The sequence below is a fragment of the Bacillus sp. JZ39 genome (assembly GCF_053903145.1).
In genome coordinates this window covers 832,874-850,688 of the sequence record NZ_CP096389.1, presented here as the reverse complement: position 1 = coordinate 850,688, position 17,815 = coordinate 832,874, and the positions used below count along the sequence as shown (strand labels likewise).

Below are 17,815 nucleotides of genomic sequence, written 5' to 3'. Positions count from 1 at the left end.
GTTCACACTCTTTTCTTCATATGTATGTGCTACAGTTCATGCTTTTCTTCAACAGCCCGGTTCAGCGCTTGGAGCATATAGCCTATGCCTTTGTAAGATGATAGCGGCCAGCTGATATGCTGGTGTTCTCCGATGACGGCGTTTAGAACGCTTCGATATTTTTTTCCGCCAAGCATGACTAGCTCTTCGATATCAGAAAAGCCTTTTTCGTGAAATTGGCGGCTCAGCTCGTCCGCTGTCATGATTTCCGGATGACCGGTGCCAAAAGTGACATCGTAATTTCCCGAAACGAGATCATTAGGGCGAAGAAAGCCATGCTTCGCCGACAAAGTCACCCACTCATCGAAAAATGCTTTCGCATACCGCTCGCACGCCTGATGAAACGGGCTGAGATAAGCGTCCTCTGCTCTTACCGGCCCGGCATCAGGCTGGACGTCCCAGATTTTTTTCTTGCCGCAGGGGATGATGCATAGCCGTTTCATTTTTCTCTCCCCCTTTATAAGATATCTCCACTAAATATACCATTATTTTCTTACAATAAATTAGAGAAAAGACAGGCTGAGTAAAAGCTTCGTACAAAAAAGACCCGGATTTACCGAAAATCCAGGTTTATTTTAGTCAAGAATGGTGTAAAAATCCCTTTATTTTGTTAGCCTTTTTTGAATCAAGCACTGCAGTTACTCTATCCCATCAAGATACTTTCTCTCAAAGTCGTCGAGCAATGCACGCACTTCATCTGTTGACTTTGTGTTCATGCATTGATTTCTTAATTCACTTGCCCCTCGGAACCCGCGGAGATAAATTTTAAAAAAGCGAGGAAGAGGCTTGTACGGACGGGCTTCTAATGCTGAATATTTATCATGAAGATCCAGATGCAGCCTTAAGAGATCAAGCAATTCCTTGCTGCTATGCTCTTTCGGCTCCTTTTCAAAGGCAAATGGATTTGTAAAAATACCACGCCCAATCATAATTCCATCAACACCGTATTGTTCAGCAAGTTTCAAGCCAGTTTGGCGGTCAGGGATATCCCCGTTTATTGTTAACAATGTATCTGGTGCCACCTCGTCACGAAGTTTCTTAATCTCCGGGATGAGTTCCCAATGCGCATCTACTTTGCTCATTTCTGCTCTTGTGCGCAGATGAATAGAAAGATTGGCAATATCCTGTTTCAAAATGTGTGTCAGCCACTCGCGCCATTCGTCTACATCCGTGAAACCAAGTCTTGTTTTTACGCTTACGGGCAATCCCCCTGCTTTTGCTGCTTGTATTAACTCTGCTGCAACTTCCGGCCGGCGGATAAGACCGCTTCCCTTACCGTTCTGTGTCACATTAGGCACAGGACAGCCCATATTGATATCTAGTCCTTTAAATCCTAACTCTGCCATGCCAATACTCATTTTACGGAAGTTTTCAGGCTTATCTCCCCATATATGGGCCACAATTGGCTGTTCATCCTCTGTAAAAGTCAAACGGCCGCGCACGCTATCCTTCCCATCCGGGTGGCAATAGCTCTCTGAGTTTGTGAACTCTGTAAAAAACACATCCGGTCTGCCTGCTTCACTTACTACATGCCGGAAAACAACATCTGTCACATCTTCCATTGGTGCCAGTACAAAAAATGGCCGTGGTAATTCACGCCAGAAATTTTCTGTCATAACAAAAATCAAATCCTTTCATTAGGGGATACGGCTATACCTGTATCTCAATATTAAAAAACTGACCATGCTTCTTTTCGCATGCGAAAGCATTTCTTATCAATCTATAGTAAATTTTGAACATTTCACGTGGGATGATTATCTACCCTATTTTTTATATTGTGGTTAACTGGCGCTGACCTTCGTCTTTCTTAGTGGCCTTACTTTTGAACTTTTTGGATAAAAAGGATTCCAACCTAAATAGAATATCATATGAGTTCTCCATATTACCAACGCAAAATAATTGCCCTGTTATTGAAGATAAGATATTTAACACTACACCATATCCGTATCTCTATATCATATTTGCGGAAAAACTAATAGAGATAAAGCAAATTGAGTTGGGGGTGGTATAACTGAGTACTCAAGAGAATGAAAAAACCTCTACTTAAGCTGCTAACACTTGTGAATCACATGGAGTAAAGAGGATGAGAAGAGAAAATAAATCCTTATTTAAAAGAATTCAAGAACTTCAATCTGAATCATTTGGGATTTGCTCATGATTTAGAAAATAACCAACGCAGCAAGTGGCAACCTACTATATATTTGTATAGGGTTATAATTCGGTAATCCTGATCCAGAACCAATAAAATAGACTGCTGACTAAATGTCGCAGTCTTCACTCATAAGATAATTAAGAAAGTGTTCATTTTCTTTCATCATTAAATAAGGCATCAGAAGTTATTGCTTTAATTTCGAATATCCTTTGTTATCCCTGTAATTATTTGTATAATAGTGAAAACTCCCAAGAAAACAGTAATAATATTAAACCATGGATTATCATAGAATGAAAGATATGTTTGAAAGAAATCTAGTTCAACTATGTTTGCTGGGAATCCATTCATTTCTCTATACTTAGGACCCCATCCCGTTAATTCTACAAAATTAAAATAAAGCTGAGATACTAAAAATGCCAAAAATGTTTGAAACCAACTTCTTTTATATAACGGTCGTTTTTTATATACTTTATCCATTTAGTTATCCATTTCCTTCTCTGCAATACTTTTTAGCCAAGTGTCAATCTAAAATCATTATATTATGTAGCATGATTGTCGCAATAATTACTTATTAAAGGTATAACCACTGTAGGTATTACTGTAATAGTTGTTATCGTCTCGGCACTATTATTTAATTGTTGTAGTGCTCATACGTTATTCATTTTAAAATGGGGTTGGCCATCATTTTCACCTCTTTCATTTAATTACAATGTTTCAACTTTTTACATCGAATGACTCTTGAAATGATATACGCCATACCTTTCCTTATATTCCTATAATCAATATTTCACACGTAATAACTGCAAGTCAATATATATTTTTACAAATTATGAAAATATATCTATTATTTTACATCATTCTACTCATGTATTTTAAACATACTGGAAGGAAATTTCTCCGGTTAAATAACGCTGTTTTTCACCCGCTTTTCAACACGTTTTTTCAATTCTTTTCGCCAGTTAAAATAAAGATCTCCGAGAATGAGAAGGAAGATAAAATTGGGGAAAGACAGTTAGGACAAGGGCTGCGCACGAAAAAGACCCGGAAATCGGAATTGTTTATTTTACCGAAATCCAGGTCTTATTAGGTATTGTTTATTTTAGTTAGACGATTTCAATACAAGTCTCGCCACTGCTTCAACATGCGCCGTCTGCGGAAACATATCGACAGGCTGAATATAGTCCACGCGATAGTCCTTCGACAGCGTCTGCAAATCCTTCGCAAGCGTGGATGGATTGCAGGAAACGTAGACGAAGCGTTTCGGTTTGACTTTTTTGATCGTGTCCAGGAACGTGCTGTCACAGCCCGTTCTTGGCGGGTCTACAATGACGACGTCCGGGCGGAAGCCTTCTTTCGTCCATTTCGGGAGCCAGTGTTCGGCTGTTCCTGTTACATATGTGGCATTTGCCATGCCGTGTTTTTTGGCGTTTTTCTTAGCATCGTCAATTGATTCCTTGATGACGTCCATGCCGCGGACTTCCTTTGCTCCGTCCGCCACCCACATGCCGATAGTGCCGACGCCGCAATACGCATCAACGACTTTTTCTTTACCGGTCAGCTGCGCCGCTTTTTTCACTTCATCATACAGCTTGACGGTCTGTTCCGGGTTGAGCTGGAAGAAAGCGCGGGCGCTTAATTCAAAAGATACGTCGCCGAGCACTTCTTGAATTACTGTTTTTCCGGCGAGCGGTTTTGTTTTCTCACCGAAAATCACTGAAGTTTTCGCACCATTTACATTCTGAATAATGGATTTGACCTCTGGCAATCGCTTTTGAATCGCTTTGACGATTTCTTCCTTGTGCGGAAGCGTTTCTTTTGCGGTTACAAGCACGACCTGCACTTCGCCTGTTTCAAAGCCGACTCTCGTCACGATCGTGCGAACGTCGCCTTTTCGTTTTCTTTCATTATAAACAGACACATTGAAGTCCTCTAAAATGCGGCGGACGATGCCTGTTGTTTTGTTCGTTGCCGGATGCTGAACGATACAGTCTTTAATCGGAACGATGTCATGAGAATCAAGGCCGTATAAGCCGGCGATGATGCTGCCGCTTTGCGAGCGCCCGATCTGGAATTGGCTTTTATTGCGGTAATTCCACGGGTTGTCCATGCCAATCGTTTCTTTGATTTCCATATTTTCAACTTTAAACTTCGTATGGCGTTCAAGAGACTGAATGACGATATCGCGTTTTTCCCGAAGCTGCTGGCTGTATGCAAGGTGCTGAAGCTGACAGCCGCCGCATTGTTCATAAACAGGGCAAGGCGGTGCCACCCGGTGCTCAGATGCCTTGCGGATTTTCTTAATGCGGCCCTCCGAAAACTTCGGCTGGACCTTTGTAGCCTGCACAACAACTTCTTCGCCAGGAAGCGCGCCGGGCACGAAGACGACTTTTTTCTTAAAATAGCCGACACCTTCTCCGTTAATGCCGAGACGCTTAATCGTCAGCGGAAAAGTTTGTCCGACCTTCAGTTCGACGGGCGCCTGTTTCTTTTGTTGGTTCACGTTGTTCTCTCCGTTTCTATATAAAGCTTTCTGCAGATGGCAGAAAGTGAAATGGTTTTTTCACATCTTTCTAGTATAACACGTTTGCAGGATTTCCTTCATTGTCAGATGAATTATTCTATACTCCTCCACAAATATAAAGACGCATAGCTTAAATAAGGCTCCCACTCCTTGCTCATCGCCAGCATGACATCCTTTGCCGGCTTATCGTCCAGCTGAAAGTGGCGTTTGATGGCATTCTGGAGGCCGATATCGGCAAGCGGGAATAAATTGGGACGGCCAAGTCCGAACATGAGGATATTTTGCACGGTCCACGGGCCGATACCCCTAATTTTGATCAGTTTCTTCATAATGTCTTCATCCGCCATATGCGGCAGCTCTGACAAGCTGAGTGTGCCTTCTGCGATCATCCTTGATGTATCAATGGTGTATTCCGCTTTTCTCATGCTGAATTGCAGATCACGCAGATCCTGATAATCGAGTTCTGCAATCGTTTCCGGCTTTGGGTAGCACCACACGCCATCCTTCTGCTCGCCAAACGCATGAACAAACCGTTCTGTTAGCGTGTAAGCGAAGGAAAGATTGAGCTGCTGGTGGATAATGCATTTCATCATGCAGTTGTACACGCTGTAGTCCAGAACAAGCGGAGTCCCTGCATGCTCTTCAAAAATAGCGGACAGGCTCGTTTTTGAAAAATGATCCAGAACGTGCTGCAAATGATTTTCCCATTGAAAAATCCGCTTGATTTCCTTCATCATTTCTCCCTGATCCGTTTCCCCGCTGACGAGGAACTCAGGATCGCCCGCATGTCCTAACGCTTGTACCTTTACAATACATACGTCCCCCGCTTGATTTCTGATTGGCACACGGACTTCCCTCGCCTCTCGATCAACAGCATTGAGGGGGTCTAAAGACAGCCTGTCCAGCACGCGGTCAAAATGATACGGAGGCGTGACAGATACTTTTTCCTTCCACATGAGATCCACCCTTTTTCCGTTTTTGTTCAGTATAACATGCCGCTTGAATTAGGCAGAGAGTACCGTATACTTTTCTCATAAAGACCGCATGATATAATGGCAGGTGGAGGGTTGTTTATGATCAACATTACCGCAATCACAACAGAGCATCAGCTGCTGAAAAATATACCGATCGAACGAGTGGAACAGCCTGATATTGCATGGTACTGGGTTGATTTTTACGGCCCGGAGGATACGGAAACGGCGTTATTGAGAGATTTTTTTCATTTTCACCCGCTTGCCATTGAGGATTGCTTCCAGCATATGCAGCGGCCGAAGCTTGACCATTATGACGGCTATCGTTTTTACGTGATTCATGCGCTGAATAAGGAAACACTTGAGACGGAGGAAGTCGATATCTTTCAAGGCGAAAAATTTGTCGTCACCTTTCATTTACACGAAACGCCCGGTATCGCTAAAGTCCGGGAGCGTTTGTATGCTTCACCGGATATATTGAAAAAAGGGCCCGGGCATATTTCTTATATGATCATGGATCAGCTTGTTGATGAATATTTTCCTCTCGTGTATAAAATTGAAGACCGGCTGAATGAAATTGAAGAAAGCCGTCCCCACAAAACGTATGGAACGCTGATGAACGAGGTGTTTGATCTCAGAACAGACCTATTGCATTTGAGACGGACGATTATCCCGATGCGTGATTTGCTCTACCGGATTTTAAGCCTTGACCATGTGAAAGAGCAGCGGGAAACGAAAGCCTACTTCAGTGACATATACGATCATTTGTTAAAGTTGTCTGAAATTGTGGAATCCAACCGTGACATGACGTCCGACTTGCGTGACAGCTACGTGACGCTAAACTCAAACCGGATGAATGCGATTATGATGACACTGACGATCGTATCAACCATTTTCATCCCGCTCACCTTTATTGCCGGTGTATACGGTATGAACTTCGACTTTATGCCGGAGCTGCATTGGAAATACGGATATTTCGCTGTACTTGGCCTGATGGCCGCGCTTGTGATTGGAATGCTGATTTGGTTTGTACATAAAGGATGGTTCAATATTTTTAAATGAGGACAGCGAGCAGCTGTTCTTTTTTGTTGTAAGCCGATCGCTATGCATATTCTGTTCATATTGTTTATAATGGAAAAAATATTCAGGGAGTGATCAGATTGAAAATTGCTGTCATCGGACTCGGCAATATGGGACAGCCCATTGCCCGAAATGTTCTTCAAGCAGGCTACGAATTGACTGTCTATAACCGGACGAAACAAAAGACAGAAGACCTTGTCACAAAAGGCGCACAGGCAGCTGATACGCCGCGGCTGGCGGCAAAGTCCGCTGATATTGTCATTACTATGCTTGCAGATGATGATTCTGTCAGCGCCGTGACATTCGGAGAAGACGGGCTGCTTGAAGGATTAGCAGAGAACGGCATTCACATCTCGATGAGCACAATCAGTGTTGAGTTCTCAGAAAAGCTCGCAGCAGCTCATGCAGAGAAAGGACAATTTTTTCTCGCCGCTCCTGTTCTTGGCAGACCGGATGCCGCAGCCAAAGCCGCGCTCCGTATCATAACAGCCGGACCGGCGGAAGCAAAGCAAGCTGCCAAGCCTCTGCTCGACAGCCTGAGCCAGCAGGTATTTGACGTCGGCGAAGAAAGCAAGACGGCAAATGCAGCCAAAATCAGCATCAATTTCTTGCTTGTGTCCATGCTGGAGGCGTTATCTGAATCCTTTTTAATGATGGAGAAATACGGCTTAGAACAAAAACAATTTTTAGAAATCGCCAGCGCGCTCTTTGGTTCTCCAGTCTATCAAAATTACGGAACCATTATGGCCGAGCAGAAATTTGAGCCGGCCGGCTTCAAAATGTCTTTAGGGCTGAAGGATACCAACCTGGCACTCGCCGCCGCAAAACAGGTTTCTGCAAATCTTCCTCTTGCCGAGCTGGCCAAGAGCCATTTTGAAAGCGGGATTGAGAAAGGCTTTGGGGATCTGGACTGGGCCGCACTGATTAAATGTATAAAATAATAAAAAGCCTCTCCGTTTAAGGAGAGGTTTTTCTCTTTTACAAAGACGGCAGCCTCATTTCTTTATCAAACATCAGATCATCAATGCTTTTAAAAGTGTAGCCCTGTTTTTTCAGATCTGTAATCGCATCATCCAGCGCTTCTGCATTGTCCCTCGATACGGTGTGAAGCAGGTAAATGGCTCCCGGGTGCGCCTGCTTGATCATATGATCGTAGGCATATTTCTTTCCCTTTTGGTTGTTGATTTTCCAATCAACAAAAGCGACCGACCAGAAAACGGTTTGATAGCCGAGGCGTTTCGTTTCTTTCAGTACGTACTCACTGAACACGCCGCGCGGCGGACGCAAGTACAGATTGTCCTGCTTTCCCGTAATTTTATAAACCTCTTCGTTGACTGAATCAAGTTCATCCTGAATCTGATCAGCTGTTTTTGTCGTTAAATCCGGATGGTGAAAGGAATGGTTGCCGATAATATGGCCCTCATCTGACATACGTTTGATTAGCTGAGGCTGGTCCTTTACGAAATGCCCGGTGACAAAAAACGTTCCTGTTACGCGATGTTTTTTTAAGACATCAAGCACTTTTGGCGTATAGCCATTTTCATATCCGTTATCAAACGTTAAGTAAATCGTTTTTTCCTTTGTATTCCCTAAATAAAACGCGTCATATTTTTCAATTAAACTGTTCAGCTGCTTCCCGGCATCTGGCGGCTGATGATTGACACTTCGTTTAAAGCCCCAATTAATCGGCTCATTCGGCACCGCTTCCGCCTGTGCTGCACCTCCGGCAAGCAATACGGCGGCGCAGCATATTGAACACATCCACTTCATGGCCAGCGCTCCTTCTGCATTTTTTCTTATTTTACAGATAGGGGCTTTGTTTTATACTGTTGCTTTATGCCAATAAAAAAACCGCGGCGGGCGCGCGGTTTTATTCCCAATCTTTTTTAAAACGTTCGTATTTGGCTTCCAGGTCATCAAGCATGCTGATAAGCCTGTCTATATCTTCAACGTCGGTTGCTTCAGGGTCTAATGAATCGATGACGTTCATAAACATGTCAAGTCTGTTCTTTAAATAATCAATCTGCTGATCTTTATTGTTTACGGCGTTCCCCATTCTGTTCCTCCATTCATTTTTTATTATGGTAGCTCATTTTTTGCCGTTTTTCAATCGCCGCGCTACTTGCGATCTTGGCAAATCAGGTCTAAAATTAACTGTTGGCAGCGTTAGTATGCCCATTTATAAAGGAGTTAGATAGTCATGACACAAAACACGAAGCTGCGTCCGATTACGCCCGAGTTTGACCCTTGGGAAGCCTATATGGATGTTGACCAATACGGAGACATGCAGCTGACAAACGTTGAATTCACAACGACGACACTGTGCAATATGAGATGCGAGCATTGTGCTGTAGGCTATACATTGCAGCCTAAAGACCCGAATGCTCTGCCAATAGATCTTCTGTTAAAACGGCTGGAGGAAATCCCGCGCCTCAGATCCATCAGCATCACAGGCGGAGAGCCGATGCTTTCGTTGAAATCAGTAAAAGAATATGTTGTTCCTTTATTGAAATATGCCCATGAACGGGGTGTGCGGACACAAATTAATTCAAATCTGACCCTCGACATCGAGCGGTACGAATGGATCATTCCGTATCTCGATGTGCTACATATTTCTCATAACTGGGGTACAGTTGAAGATTTTGCTGAAATCGGCTTTGCCATGATGGACAGAAAACCGACCTTCGAACAGCGCGCGCGCTATTTTGAAAAAATGATCGAAAACAGCCGCACGCTCGTGGATGCCGGAGTAATGGTATCTGCGGAAACGATGCTGAACAAACGAACTCTTCCGCATATTGAGCATATTCACCGCCAAATCACAGAAGATATGAAATGTCAGCGTCACGAGGTCCACCCAATGTATCCAAGCGATTTCGCAAGCGCTCTTGAATCCCTCAGCCTGAAAGAAATGAGACAGGCCATTCACCGCTTGCTGGATATTCGTGATGAAAATACGTGGATGCTGTTCGGAACGCTGCCGTTTTATGCCTGCAGTCCGGACGAAGACGACCAAAAGCTGCTTCGCCGGCTTCGCGCGGCGAAAAACGTCACAGTGCGAAATGACCCTGACGGCCGATCCCGCCTGAATGTGAACATTTTCGATGGAAACATTATCGTGACCGATTTCGGTGATACCCCGCCGCTTGGCAACATTCAGACGGACAGCCTCCCTTCCGCCTATGAAAAGTGGAGAGAGACCAAGCTTGCGAAGGAACTAAGTTGCCACTGCCCGAATGTCCGGTGCCTCGGACCGAATGTTCTTGTCAAAAACAGTTATTATCAGGATACAGACTTCACAAAACGTCAAGCCAGGAGTTAGATGCGGATGAAAGAAACACTTACGGAGATTTTTCAAAATAAAATCGTCGATATTCTCCTCGTTGCCGTTATCCTTTGGATCGGTGTCTTTATCATCAACCGGCTGGTACAGCTATTTTTTAAACGGACGGATTTTATTGAAGAAAAAAAGGAAAAAACGATTGAAAGCCTTGTCCGTTCTGTCACCCAGTATACGGCGACAATTGGTTTTATCTTTTATGTTATTTCTTTATTTGTGCATGATTTCGGCAAGATATTGGCCGGGGCGGGCGTAGCAGGTATCGTGATCGGTTTTGGCGCCCAATCGCTGATCAAAGATGTGCTGGCTGGTGTGTTCTTAATATATGAACGCCAGCTGCACAAAGGCGATTATGTCACCGTCAACAACTTGTTCAACGGAACAGTGGAGGAAATCGGCCTCCGCTCGCTGCAAATCCGGGAATGGAGCGGGAAGCTGCTCACCATCAGCAACGGCGAGGTCAGACAAATAGAGAACTATAATATTGATTTTATGCGGATTACCGAATCCTTTCTTATCAGCTTTAAAGAAGATCCGGACCGCGTGTACAGCGTGTTGGAAGAGGCATGTGACATGCTGAATGAAGAGCTTCGTGATTCATTGAAGCGGGATGAATTCGGCAATCCGACAGAACCATTTCAAATCCACGGCATCACCGCATTGAATAAAATCAATCGCGGCGTCGAATTTACGGTTAAAGGCATGGTGAAAGATGATGATTATTTCAGTGCCAGCCTTGCAGTAAGACGGGTTCTCGTTCGCCAGCTCTACCAAAACAATGTGCAAATGCTTGAGGAAGCGGTCCGAATTGAGAGAACCCAATAAACAAAAAAACTGATTCCGAGTTGGAATCAGTTTTTTATTTATCTTGGCAGTGAGGAAAGCTGAAAGCCAAATGTGACATGATCTTGAACCGGAATCCACGCGCCGATGCCCTGTGACGTGACATTTTTCACGACGAGTTTTCGTTTATTTCCTTTCAGCACTAAGTACACTTCTCCGTAAGTCACTTTTCCTTTTTCATTCACAGCCGGTGCATATGCATGTAAATAACCGATTTTTTTAGGAGCGACTTTATAAATCTGATCCCGTTTTGTGCCAGCCCCAATGACCGTCTCAAATGCAAGCGGAAGGTTCGTTTTCTTCATTGCTTTTTGCATCATCATGCTTTTGACATCTTCAGCATTTGGAACTTTAGCTGTCAGGCCGCCCTTCACTCTGTACTGCTGTTCCTGGGCATAATGCATTTCAGCCGTTTCTTTCCCGCCGCGGTTATCCGCACGGTTTGTATTGATTTTTTTATATTCCCAGTTTGCGACTGTTTCATTTGATTCATAGCCTAGCGCCCATTTCCCGAGAAATATTGTCGCCCGGTACCCTACTGCAAGCGGTGTGCCGGATATGTTGGATTCATTCAGCATTTTGATGAGATGCGGATTTTCAATCTTCACCTCAGAATGATCGAGCAATTCCTTTGCCAGCTTGCTCGGCTGAAGCATTGGCTGATCCTGTGAAGCATTCGGATACGTGTTTTCCTTTGAAATGCTTGCGACAGAATTAGGAACCTTAAACTGCTTTTTCGCGTGGATGGGCTGAACGCCGAAAAAACTAAAGAATAACAACACGATAAGTGTGGAATGAAATAGCTTTTTCATCATATCACTCTTTCTATGGCATTTTCCCTTAGTCTTTTCATCCCGCTTTGTTGTTATCCATTATTTTTTCAGGTTAAAGAAGGAAAAAGCCGATCGCCATAATGACATATGCAGCAAGCAGTGTCGCACCTTCAAACCAGTTGGAATCCCCGTCATTCGAAATCGCGATCATCAAGAGAACCGCTGATACCATCGCGACGAGCTCAGGCAATGTAAAAACAAGCGGCATGCTTGTCGGAAAAAAGATAGAACAGATGACGAGAACCGGTGCGACAAACATAGCGATCTGCAGCGTAGAGCCGACTGCAATTTCAACCGCAATGTCCATTTTATTTTTGAAGGCCATAATAATCGCTGACGCGTGCTCCGCCGCATTTCCTACAATCGCCACGATGATGACCCCGATAAACAGCTCGCTCCACCCGAACTGTTCAGCAACCGAGTGAAAGGTATGTACCAGGTTTTCGGATATGTATGCAACCACAATCGTTGCCGCAAACAAGACAATCGTCGCAACCTTCCCTGACCATTCCGGCTCTTCCTCTTCTTCAGTCTGAGCGGCATTATTCGGCTGATAAACGCCCCGATGCGTGACAAGTTTAAAGTACAGCGCCGCCACATACAACAGAATCATAATGATGCTGATGCCGATGCTTAAATTGAGCTTGCTGGCGTTTCCCATACCAACAGAGAATACCTCCGGAATCACAAAGGCGACAATGATGGCAAAAATCAGAAGCCCGGAGTTATGGCGGGCATCATGGATATTAAATTCCTGCCGCTTATATTTTAAACCGCCGACAAAAAACGATAGGCCCGCTACCAGCAGCAGGTTCCCCAGCACTGAACCGGTTAAAGAGGCAAGCACGATTCCTGTCAGGCCTTCTTTTAATGCAAAAAGGGAAATAATCAGCTCCACCGCATTCCCGAAGGTTGCATTCAACAAACCGCCGATACGCGGTCCTGCAATGATGGACAGTGATTCTGTCGCCCTCCCCATATAGCTTGCAAGCGCGATAATCGTCACGCAATAAACGGCAAATAGAACCGCGGAAGGCCAATGCATCAAACTGCCAATCACAGAAAGCGGAACACCGGCCGCCACTAAAATAAAAAAGATACGATTCATGGTGAAATAGCTCCTTTTTTATGACTTGTTTTATTTTTATTCTTCACAAAAACCTTCATGATTACACGAGGGCAAATGTTTAGCTTGATATAGGCTTTTTTCAGGTTGCCTGCTTTTGGAAAACATTGTACGATCAACATAGATTCCACATAAGGAGAACTGACACGATGTCACGATTTCATTTCTTTATCCTTGTCTTGCTCGTATCCATTTCCGGGTTTTCACAAGGCATGCTGCTGCCTGTCATTTCAATCATTTTTGAAACAAATGGAGAATCCGCTGCTATCAACGGCCTGCACGCGACCGGGCTGTATATCGGTGTGCTTTTGGCTTCGCCGTTTATGGAAGCGCCGCTCAGAAAGCTCGGGTTCAAGCCGCTGATCGTCATGGGCGGAAGCATTGTCATTTTAAGCTTATTCGGATTTATTTGGCTTCAGTCAGTTTGGGTCTGGTTCCTGCTTCGCCTGTTCATTGGAATCGGCGACCACATGCTTCACTTTTCTACGCAAACGTGGGTGACCTCCATGTCATCAAAACAAAATCGCGGAAGAAACCTGTCTATTTACGGGCTTTCCTTTGGCCTTGGCTTTGCCGCAGGCCCGTTCATGGTGCCGCTTGTCAAGCTGAGTCCGTCGCTTCCTTTTATCGTGTCCGGCTGCATCAGTCTGTTTGCGTGGCTTTTTGTTTTCTTTCTACAAAATGCATACCCGGAAACCAGTCCTCATGAAACCAAATCAGACAATAGTTTCAGGCGATTTTATCAGGCCATGCTGTTTGGGTGGGTTGCCTTTATGCCTACATTTGGCTATGGCTTTTTGGAAACGGCGCTGAACGGAAGCTTTCCGGTGTACGCGCTCCGTTTGGGGATATCAGTAGACGCAGTAGCGATCATCCTTCCCGCATTTGCGATTGGAAGCATTATTTTTCAGTTTCCGCTCGGCATCCTCAGCGATAAATACGGCAGGCGGAATGTGCTGCTGGTGATTTTACTGACTGGGGCTCTTTGCTTTTTCATCGCCGGTGTATTTCCTTCGCCTTACGTGATCGGCGGCTGCTTTTTTATTGCGGGAATGGCAGTCGGATCAACCTTTACACTTGGCATCAGCTATATGACAGATCTTCTTCCGCCTCATCTCCTGCCGGCGGGAAACCTGCTTTGCGGCATTACATTCAGTCTCGGCAGCATCCTCGGTCCGGTTGCCGGCGGCTGGTATATGCAGACATTTGAAAGCGCAAACTTGTTCTACTTCATTACGCTCACGCTTAGCGCTGTGTGGCTGGCCCTTGTGCTGGGCAAACCGAAAAGCTGGTCACCGGCTGAAACCTATTCTTCATCTTCTTAATCAAAAAGCCTCCCGACATCATGTCAGGAGGCTTTTATGCTAATGGTAGCCGTTTTGTCCGTTGGCGCTTCCGCTTGTTTTATGGCTCGATTTGCTTTTCGAATTTTGTTTGTTATGGCTTCCGCCTTTTTTCGTATGCTTGGTCATCACGATATCCCCCCGACTTCTTTTTGAACCGAAGTTCGTTTATAGGGTGCGCTAATGGTAGGGATTTTCATCAGGAAGCTTTTTACGTTTATGTAAAAGAGCGTTGATTTCTCCGCCTAGGATAATTAAAATGCCGCTCAAGTAAAACCAAATCATCAGAACGATGATTCCCCCGATGCTCCCGTAAGTGGCGCTATAGTTCGCAAACGTGCTGACGTAAAATGAAAACAATGTGCTGACAACGATCCAGCCGATGGTCGCAAAGACCGCACCCGGCATGACAAACCGGAGAGACAGCTTTTTGTTCGGCGCAATCACATACAGCGCGGAAAAAACAATCAAAAGCACAAGCGGGCTGACACCCCAGCGAATGGCGGCCCAGACGGATAAAAACAGATCCGACGCGCCGACAAAGTCAGAAGCGAGCCTTCCAACCTCCCGGCCAAATACCGGCAGAAGCAAAGCCACTAAAATCGTAAATACCATGGCAATCGTCAAAAAAATAGAGGTTAGACGAACAATGATAAAAGAGCGGTTTTCTTCCACATCATACGCGTGGTTCAGCGACCGGACGATCGCGTTCATTCCATTAGACGCAGACCATAATGCGGCGATAATCCCGAATGACAGCAAACCGCCATTTCGATTATTTAAGGTTTGATGGGTAATGGATTCAACGAGAGACATCGCACTGGCGGGAGCATATTGTTCTATGACTCCTAAAACATCATCGGTAGAAAGCGGAAGATACGCGGTGAGCGTCAGCATAAAAATCAAAAACGGAAACAGTGACAATAGAAAAAAATACGCCAGCTCCGCTGATTTACTTTGTCCTTCATGAAGGGTATATCTGCTGAAAAGCTCTTTCAAAAAACTCATGTCGTCTCACCTCGCATGTTTGATCATTTTTTTGAAAAATGCTCTTTCGTTTCTTGCACGAGTTCCATCACTTGCGGCGTTGTTTTCTTCAGCTCTTTCACCTGCTGGTTCACAAAGTCGACTTCCTTTGAAAGCGTTTGGGCGAGCTTTTTGGCCTCATCCACTTTTGTGATAACAGTGTTTTTTAACAGCTCCGGATTGCTTTTATACAGTGAAAGTTTATGCTTGCATGTCAGCCATCTCATGCCGCACGCCTGTCTTGTCGGCTTATGGAGCAGTGATAACGCCGCGCCTGCCGCAGCTCCGAGAAATATCCCTTTCAGCATTAAACGTTCGTTGTTCATGCAAATTCTCCTTTCACTCACAATTGTTTTTCTTTTTGAATAGACGCAAGCAGATGCTCACAGCCCGATTTGATTAATTGGCAGACTTCTTCAAAATTCCCTGTGTAGTAAGGATCGGGAACGTCGGCAAGATCTGAATCTTCAACATAGTCCAAAAGCCTTTTGATATGTGAGGTGTTTTTAAATCCCGCCATGCTTCTGAGACTTCCGATATTTTCTGCATCCATTGCAATGATGTAATCAAAATCGGCCAGATCCTGTTCGCTGACTTGACGCGCCAGCATGCCATCAAAGCTGATTCCTTCTCTGCGCAATATCTCCTGCGTTCCCTCATGCGGCGGATTGCCGATGTGCCAGCCGCCGATTCCCGCTGAGTCCGCCTTGATTTTCTCCTCTAATCCTTTTTTGGCTGCAAGGTCCCGAAAAATCGCTTCCGCCATCGGAGACCGGCAAATGTTTCCTAAACAAACAAATAACACGCTTATCATATTGTCCAACCTCCCTATTCTTTGCCCCTATTTCTCTAAAAAGAAACCTTCATGACTATCTTAGTAGGATGTTCATTTTCTTTTCAACTGATGTCTTCACTTTTTTGGAATGAACAGCCTGCTTTTAGAATAGGTTTTTTTTCTGATGGAATTCTGTTAGAATAAAACATACCTATATTGCGCATAGAAAGGATGGAACCCTTTGTCCAGCCCAAATACAGAAACATTAACTCAAATGATTGAAGAGATTTCCCAAAAGCTGAACATGCTGAACGTCGGCGTAATCAAAGCGGAGGATTTCAGTGATGAGAAGATTGAAGACCTCACGTACCTTCACAGAATGGTGATGAAAAAAGAATCATTCAGCCCAAGTGAAATGCAGGCGATTGCTCAAGAATTAGCCTCGCTTCGTAAATAATGGAGACTGGCCGGAAACTCGGCGAGTCTTTTTTATCATTTCCCCAAACCAAAACAGCAAAGTGTTCGAATAAGATTTGAAGGAGTACAAGCATGCAAACGACATCTATCAAAACAGCATCCGGAATGTATATCAACTACTTCTTTCTGGGGATGGTCAACATCATTCTCGCATCCAATATGTCTTCATTAACAAAACAGTGGAATACCGATCCGACCGGCATCAGTTATGTCATTGCCGCTATCGGGTTTGGCAAACTGCTGACATACGGCATTTCCGGAGTTCTATCAGATAAAATCGGCAGAAAGCCGCTTGTTGTCGCTTCTGCGGGAATTATGGCCGTCTTTTTAGTCGGTATTCCTTTATCACCGAGCTATGAGCTGGCGTTTGTGTTCGCCTTATTAGCCGGAGTCGCAAATTCAGCGATGGATGCCGGAACATATCCGGCCCTAACCGAGCTCTTTCCGTCTGCTTCCGGTTCGGCGAATGTCTTGGTCAAAGCCTTTATGTCTGTCGGGGCCGCACTTTTGCCGCTTTTGATTACATTTTTATCAGACCACAGCATGTTTTACGGATTTGCTTTTTATCTGCCGGCAGCGGTCTATCTCCTGAATATTATTTATTTATCAACGCTTTCGTTTCCTAAAAAACATAAGAAACCAACTAATAGCGGCCAACAGGAATCTCCTGTTTTCTTGTCTGAACCCGTTTTTCAGAAGGAAGGCACCGCACTGATTATCATCGGTTTTACATCCACGGCTTTATTTACGGTTTCTCAAATCTGGCTCCCGAGCTACGCGCAAAAGGCAGCCGGTTTAGCTGAATCAGCATCTGTACAATTGCTGAGCTATTATAGTATAGGATCTCTGGCATCTGTTTTATTATTAGCCGTTTTGCTGAACAGATGGGTCAAACCTGTCTTCATAACGCTCTTATATCCTATTATTACTTTATGTACGCTCGCAGTCATGCTGACCGTTCACATCCCAGTTGTGCTGGACATCACTGCCTTTTTCTTAGGCTTTTCAACTGCGGGTGTGTTTCAAATTACCATTACGTTAATGACAGAGCTTTTCTGGAAGCGAAAAGGAACCGTTACCGGTATTGTAGCGACCGCTTCAAGTCTTGCATCGATTCTGCTGCCGATTGCAACAGGGCTTATCGCAAAAGCGGGGGGCATCGCTCATATTTTCATATTCGACTTCGGCATTGCGGTCATCGGAACGGCTGCAGCTGTTTTCTTGTATTACAGGTACAAGAAACTGACAGGTGCTCAAGCCTAAGCAACAAAAAAACGGACGCCCAAGAG

The 17,815-nt window shown here is 44.6% G+C and carries 19 protein-coding genes; 7 read left to right on the top strand and 12 right to left on the bottom strand.

Translation table 11 applies throughout. From position 1 onward, the window contains the following. Nucleotides 1-29 precede the first annotated feature (29 nt). From M1D65_RS04325 to M1D65_RS04305, 5 genes are all read right to left on the bottom strand, one after another. Nucleotides 30-482 (bottom strand): DUF6884 domain-containing protein, encoded by a 453-nt coding sequence (locus tag M1D65_RS04325; RefSeq protein ID WP_134992008.1) that lies wholly within the window; start codon nucleotides 480-482, stop codon nucleotides 30-32. A gap of 195 nt (nucleotides 483-677) precedes the next feature. Continuing rightward, the gene (locus tag M1D65_RS04320; protein ID WP_015715509.1) at nucleotides 678-1,655 is read right to left on the bottom strand and encodes a tRNA dihydrouridine synthase; all 978 of its coding nucleotides are present in this window, start codon (nucleotides 1,653-1,655) and stop codon (nucleotides 678-680) included. Nucleotides 1,656-2,383: 728 nt separating this feature from the next. After that, on the bottom strand, nucleotides 2,384-2,668 hold the full coding sequence (locus M1D65_RS04315; RefSeq protein ID WP_021481197.1) for a YfzA family protein: 285 nt from the start codon (nucleotides 2,666-2,668) through the stop codon (nucleotides 2,384-2,386). A gap of 622 nt (nucleotides 2,669-3,290) precedes the next feature. After that, entirely contained in the window at nucleotides 3,291-4,691 is a 1,401-nt protein-coding gene (gene rlmD / locus M1D65_RS04310) for a 23S rRNA (uracil(1939)-C(5))-methyltransferase RlmD (RefSeq protein WP_015252551.1), read from the bottom strand. Between the two features lie 113 nt (nucleotides 4,692-4,804). Continuing rightward, the gene (locus M1D65_RS04305; RefSeq protein ID WP_014479176.1) at nucleotides 4,805-5,668 is read right to left on the bottom strand and encodes a DNA-3-methyladenine glycosylase family protein; all 864 of its coding nucleotides are present in this window, start codon (nucleotides 5,666-5,668) and stop codon (nucleotides 4,805-4,807) included. A gap of 117 nt (nucleotides 5,669-5,785) precedes the next feature. Here M1D65_RS04305 and corA point away from each other — a divergent pair, with 117 nt between their 5' ends. Both corA and M1D65_RS04295 read left to right on the top strand, forming a co-directional pair. Next, nucleotides 5,786-6,745 (top strand): magnesium/cobalt transporter CorA, encoded by a 960-nt coding sequence (corA, locus tag M1D65_RS04300; protein ID WP_003233650.1) that lies wholly within the window; start codon nucleotides 5,786-5,788, stop codon nucleotides 6,743-6,745. Nucleotides 6,746-6,843: 98 nt separating this feature from the next. Beyond that, a complete protein-coding gene (locus tag M1D65_RS04295) occupies nucleotides 6,844-7,704 on the top strand; it encodes an NAD(P)-dependent oxidoreductase (RefSeq protein WP_456270792.1) in 861 nt (286 codons plus the stop codon). 37 nt (nucleotides 7,705-7,741) lie between these two features. Here the strand turns inward: M1D65_RS04295 and pdaA are convergent, their stop codons facing one another. Beyond that, nucleotides 7,742-8,533, bottom strand: coding sequence for a delta-lactam-biosynthetic de-N-acetylase (pdaA, locus tag M1D65_RS04290; protein ID WP_064671909.1), 792 nt, complete (start codon nucleotides 8,531-8,533; stop codon nucleotides 7,742-7,744). Nucleotides 8,534-8,633: 100 nt separating this feature from the next. After that, nucleotides 8,634-8,819 (bottom strand): SE1561 family protein, encoded by a 186-nt coding sequence (locus M1D65_RS04285; protein ID WP_003223132.1) that lies wholly within the window; start codon nucleotides 8,817-8,819, stop codon nucleotides 8,634-8,636. A 144-nt stretch (nucleotides 8,820-8,963) separates the two neighbouring features. Between M1D65_RS04285 and yfkAB the strand changes: the two genes are divergently transcribed. Continuing rightward, nucleotides 8,964-10,085: a radical SAM/CxCxxxxC motif protein YfkAB gene (yfkAB, locus tag M1D65_RS04280; protein WP_003233655.1), complete on the top strand. Its 1,122-nt coding sequence runs from the start codon at nucleotides 8,964-8,966 to the stop codon at nucleotides 10,083-10,085. After that, the gene (mscC, locus tag M1D65_RS04275; protein ID WP_010886444.1) at nucleotides 10,086-10,928 is read left to right on the top strand and encodes a mechanosensitive ion channel protein MscC; all 843 of its coding nucleotides are present in this window, start codon (nucleotides 10,086-10,088) and stop codon (nucleotides 10,926-10,928) included. It begins immediately after the preceding gene. Nucleotides 10,929-10,966: 38 nt separating this feature from the next. Here the strand turns inward: mscC and M1D65_RS04270 are convergent, their stop codons facing one another. Further along, on the bottom strand, nucleotides 10,967-11,761 hold the full coding sequence (locus M1D65_RS04270; protein WP_003233657.1) for a YfkD famly protein: 795 nt from the start codon (nucleotides 11,759-11,761) through the stop codon (nucleotides 10,967-10,969). Between the two features lie 70 nt (nucleotides 11,762-11,831). Then, nucleotides 11,832-12,887, bottom strand: a complete 1,056-nt coding sequence (gene cax, locus M1D65_RS04265; RefSeq protein WP_003242902.1) for a calcium/proton exchanger — start codon at nucleotides 12,885-12,887, stop codon at nucleotides 11,832-11,834. Between the two features lie 167 nt (nucleotides 12,888-13,054). On the opposite strand from cax, the gene M1D65_RS04260 reads away from it, so the two are divergent. Continuing rightward, nucleotides 13,055-14,230, top strand: a complete 1,176-nt coding sequence (locus M1D65_RS04260) for an MFS transporter (RefSeq protein WP_003243008.1) — start codon at nucleotides 13,055-13,057, stop codon at nucleotides 14,228-14,230. Between the two features lie 198 nt (nucleotides 14,231-14,428). Here M1D65_RS04260 and M1D65_RS04255 read toward each other — a convergent pair whose 3' ends face one another. Genes M1D65_RS04255 through yfkJ form a run of 3 tightly spaced genes read right to left on the bottom strand, consistent with a single transcriptional unit; the run spans nucleotide 14,429 to nucleotide 16,088 of the window. Then, nucleotides 14,429-15,256 (bottom strand): YihY family inner membrane protein, encoded by an 828-nt coding sequence (locus M1D65_RS04255; RefSeq protein WP_160244134.1) that lies wholly within the window; start codon nucleotides 15,254-15,256, stop codon nucleotides 14,429-14,431. 23 nt (nucleotides 15,257-15,279) lie between these two features. Beyond that, a complete protein-coding gene (locus tag M1D65_RS04250) occupies nucleotides 15,280-15,600 on the bottom strand; it encodes a hypothetical protein (RefSeq protein ID WP_003233665.1) in 321 nt (106 codons plus the stop codon). Nucleotides 15,601-15,617: 17 nt separating this feature from the next. Then, entirely contained in the window at nucleotides 15,618-16,088 is a 471-nt protein-coding gene (gene yfkJ, locus M1D65_RS04245; protein WP_019712686.1) for a protein-tyrosine-phosphatase, read from the bottom strand. 202 nt (nucleotides 16,089-16,290) lie between these two features. On the opposite strand from yfkJ, the gene M1D65_RS04240 reads away from it, so the two are divergent. Then, nucleotides 16,291-16,506 (top strand): DUF1128 domain-containing protein, encoded by a 216-nt coding sequence (locus tag M1D65_RS04240; protein ID WP_003243712.1) that lies wholly within the window; start codon nucleotides 16,291-16,293, stop codon nucleotides 16,504-16,506. A 92-nt stretch (nucleotides 16,507-16,598) separates the two neighbouring features. Further along, nucleotides 16,599-17,789, top strand: a complete 1,191-nt coding sequence (locus M1D65_RS04235) for an MFS transporter (RefSeq protein ID WP_103803346.1) — start codon at nucleotides 16,599-16,601, stop codon at nucleotides 17,787-17,789. Nucleotides 17,790-17,815 lie beyond the last annotated feature (26 nt).

Excerpts from the sequence above, each read along its gene's own strand:
- M1D65_RS04325 (WP_134992008.1), bottom strand. The coding sequence starts at position 482 with ATGAAACGGCTATGCATCATCCCCTGCGGCAAGAAAAAAATCTGGGAC.
- M1D65_RS04320 (WP_015715509.1), bottom strand. The coding sequence starts at position 1,655 with ATGACAGAAAATTTCTGGCGTGAATTACCACGGCCATTTTTTGTACTG.
- M1D65_RS04315 (WP_021481197.1), bottom strand. The coding sequence starts at position 2,668 with ATGGATAAAGTATATAAAAAACGACCGTTATATAAAAGAAGTTGGTTT.
- M1D65_RS04305 (WP_014479176.1), bottom strand. The coding sequence starts at position 5,668 with ATGTGGAAGGAAAAAGTATCTGTCACGCCTCCGTATCATTTTGACCGC.
- corA (WP_003233650.1), top strand. The coding sequence starts at position 5,786 with ATGATCAACATTACCGCAATCACAACAGAGCATCAGCTGCTGAAAAAT.
- pdaA (WP_064671909.1), bottom strand. The coding sequence starts at position 8,533 with ATGAAGTGGATGTGTTCAATATGCTGCGCCGCCGTATTGCTTGCCGGA.
- M1D65_RS04285 (WP_003223132.1), bottom strand. The coding sequence starts at position 8,819 with ATGGGGAACGCCGTAAACAATAAAGATCAGCAGATTGATTATTTAAAG.
- yfkAB (WP_003233655.1), top strand. The coding sequence starts at position 8,964 with ATGACACAAAACACGAAGCTGCGTCCGATTACGCCCGAGTTTGACCCT.
- mscC (WP_010886444.1), top strand. The coding sequence starts at position 10,086 with ATGCGGATGAAAGAAACACTTACGGAGATTTTTCAAAATAAAATCGTC.
- M1D65_RS04270 (WP_003233657.1), bottom strand. The coding sequence starts at position 11,761 with ATGATGAAAAAGCTATTTCATTCCACACTTATCGTGTTGTTATTCTTT.
- cax (WP_003242902.1), bottom strand. The coding sequence starts at position 12,887 with ATGAATCGTATCTTTTTTATTTTAGTGGCGGCCGGTGTTCCGCTTTCT.
- M1D65_RS04260 (WP_003243008.1), top strand. The coding sequence starts at position 13,055 with ATGTCACGATTTCATTTCTTTATCCTTGTCTTGCTCGTATCCATTTCC.
- M1D65_RS04255 (WP_160244134.1), bottom strand. The coding sequence starts at position 15,256 with ATGAGTTTTTTGAAAGAGCTTTTCAGCAGATATACCCTTCATGAAGGA.
- M1D65_RS04250 (WP_003233665.1), bottom strand. The coding sequence starts at position 15,600 with ATGAACAACGAACGTTTAATGCTGAAAGGGATATTTCTCGGAGCTGCG.
- yfkJ (WP_019712686.1), bottom strand. The coding sequence starts at position 16,088 with ATGATAAGCGTGTTATTTGTTTGTTTAGGAAACATTTGCCGGTCTCCG.
- M1D65_RS04235 (WP_103803346.1), top strand. The coding sequence starts at position 16,599 with ATGCAAACGACATCTATCAAAACAGCATCCGGAATGTATATCAACTAC.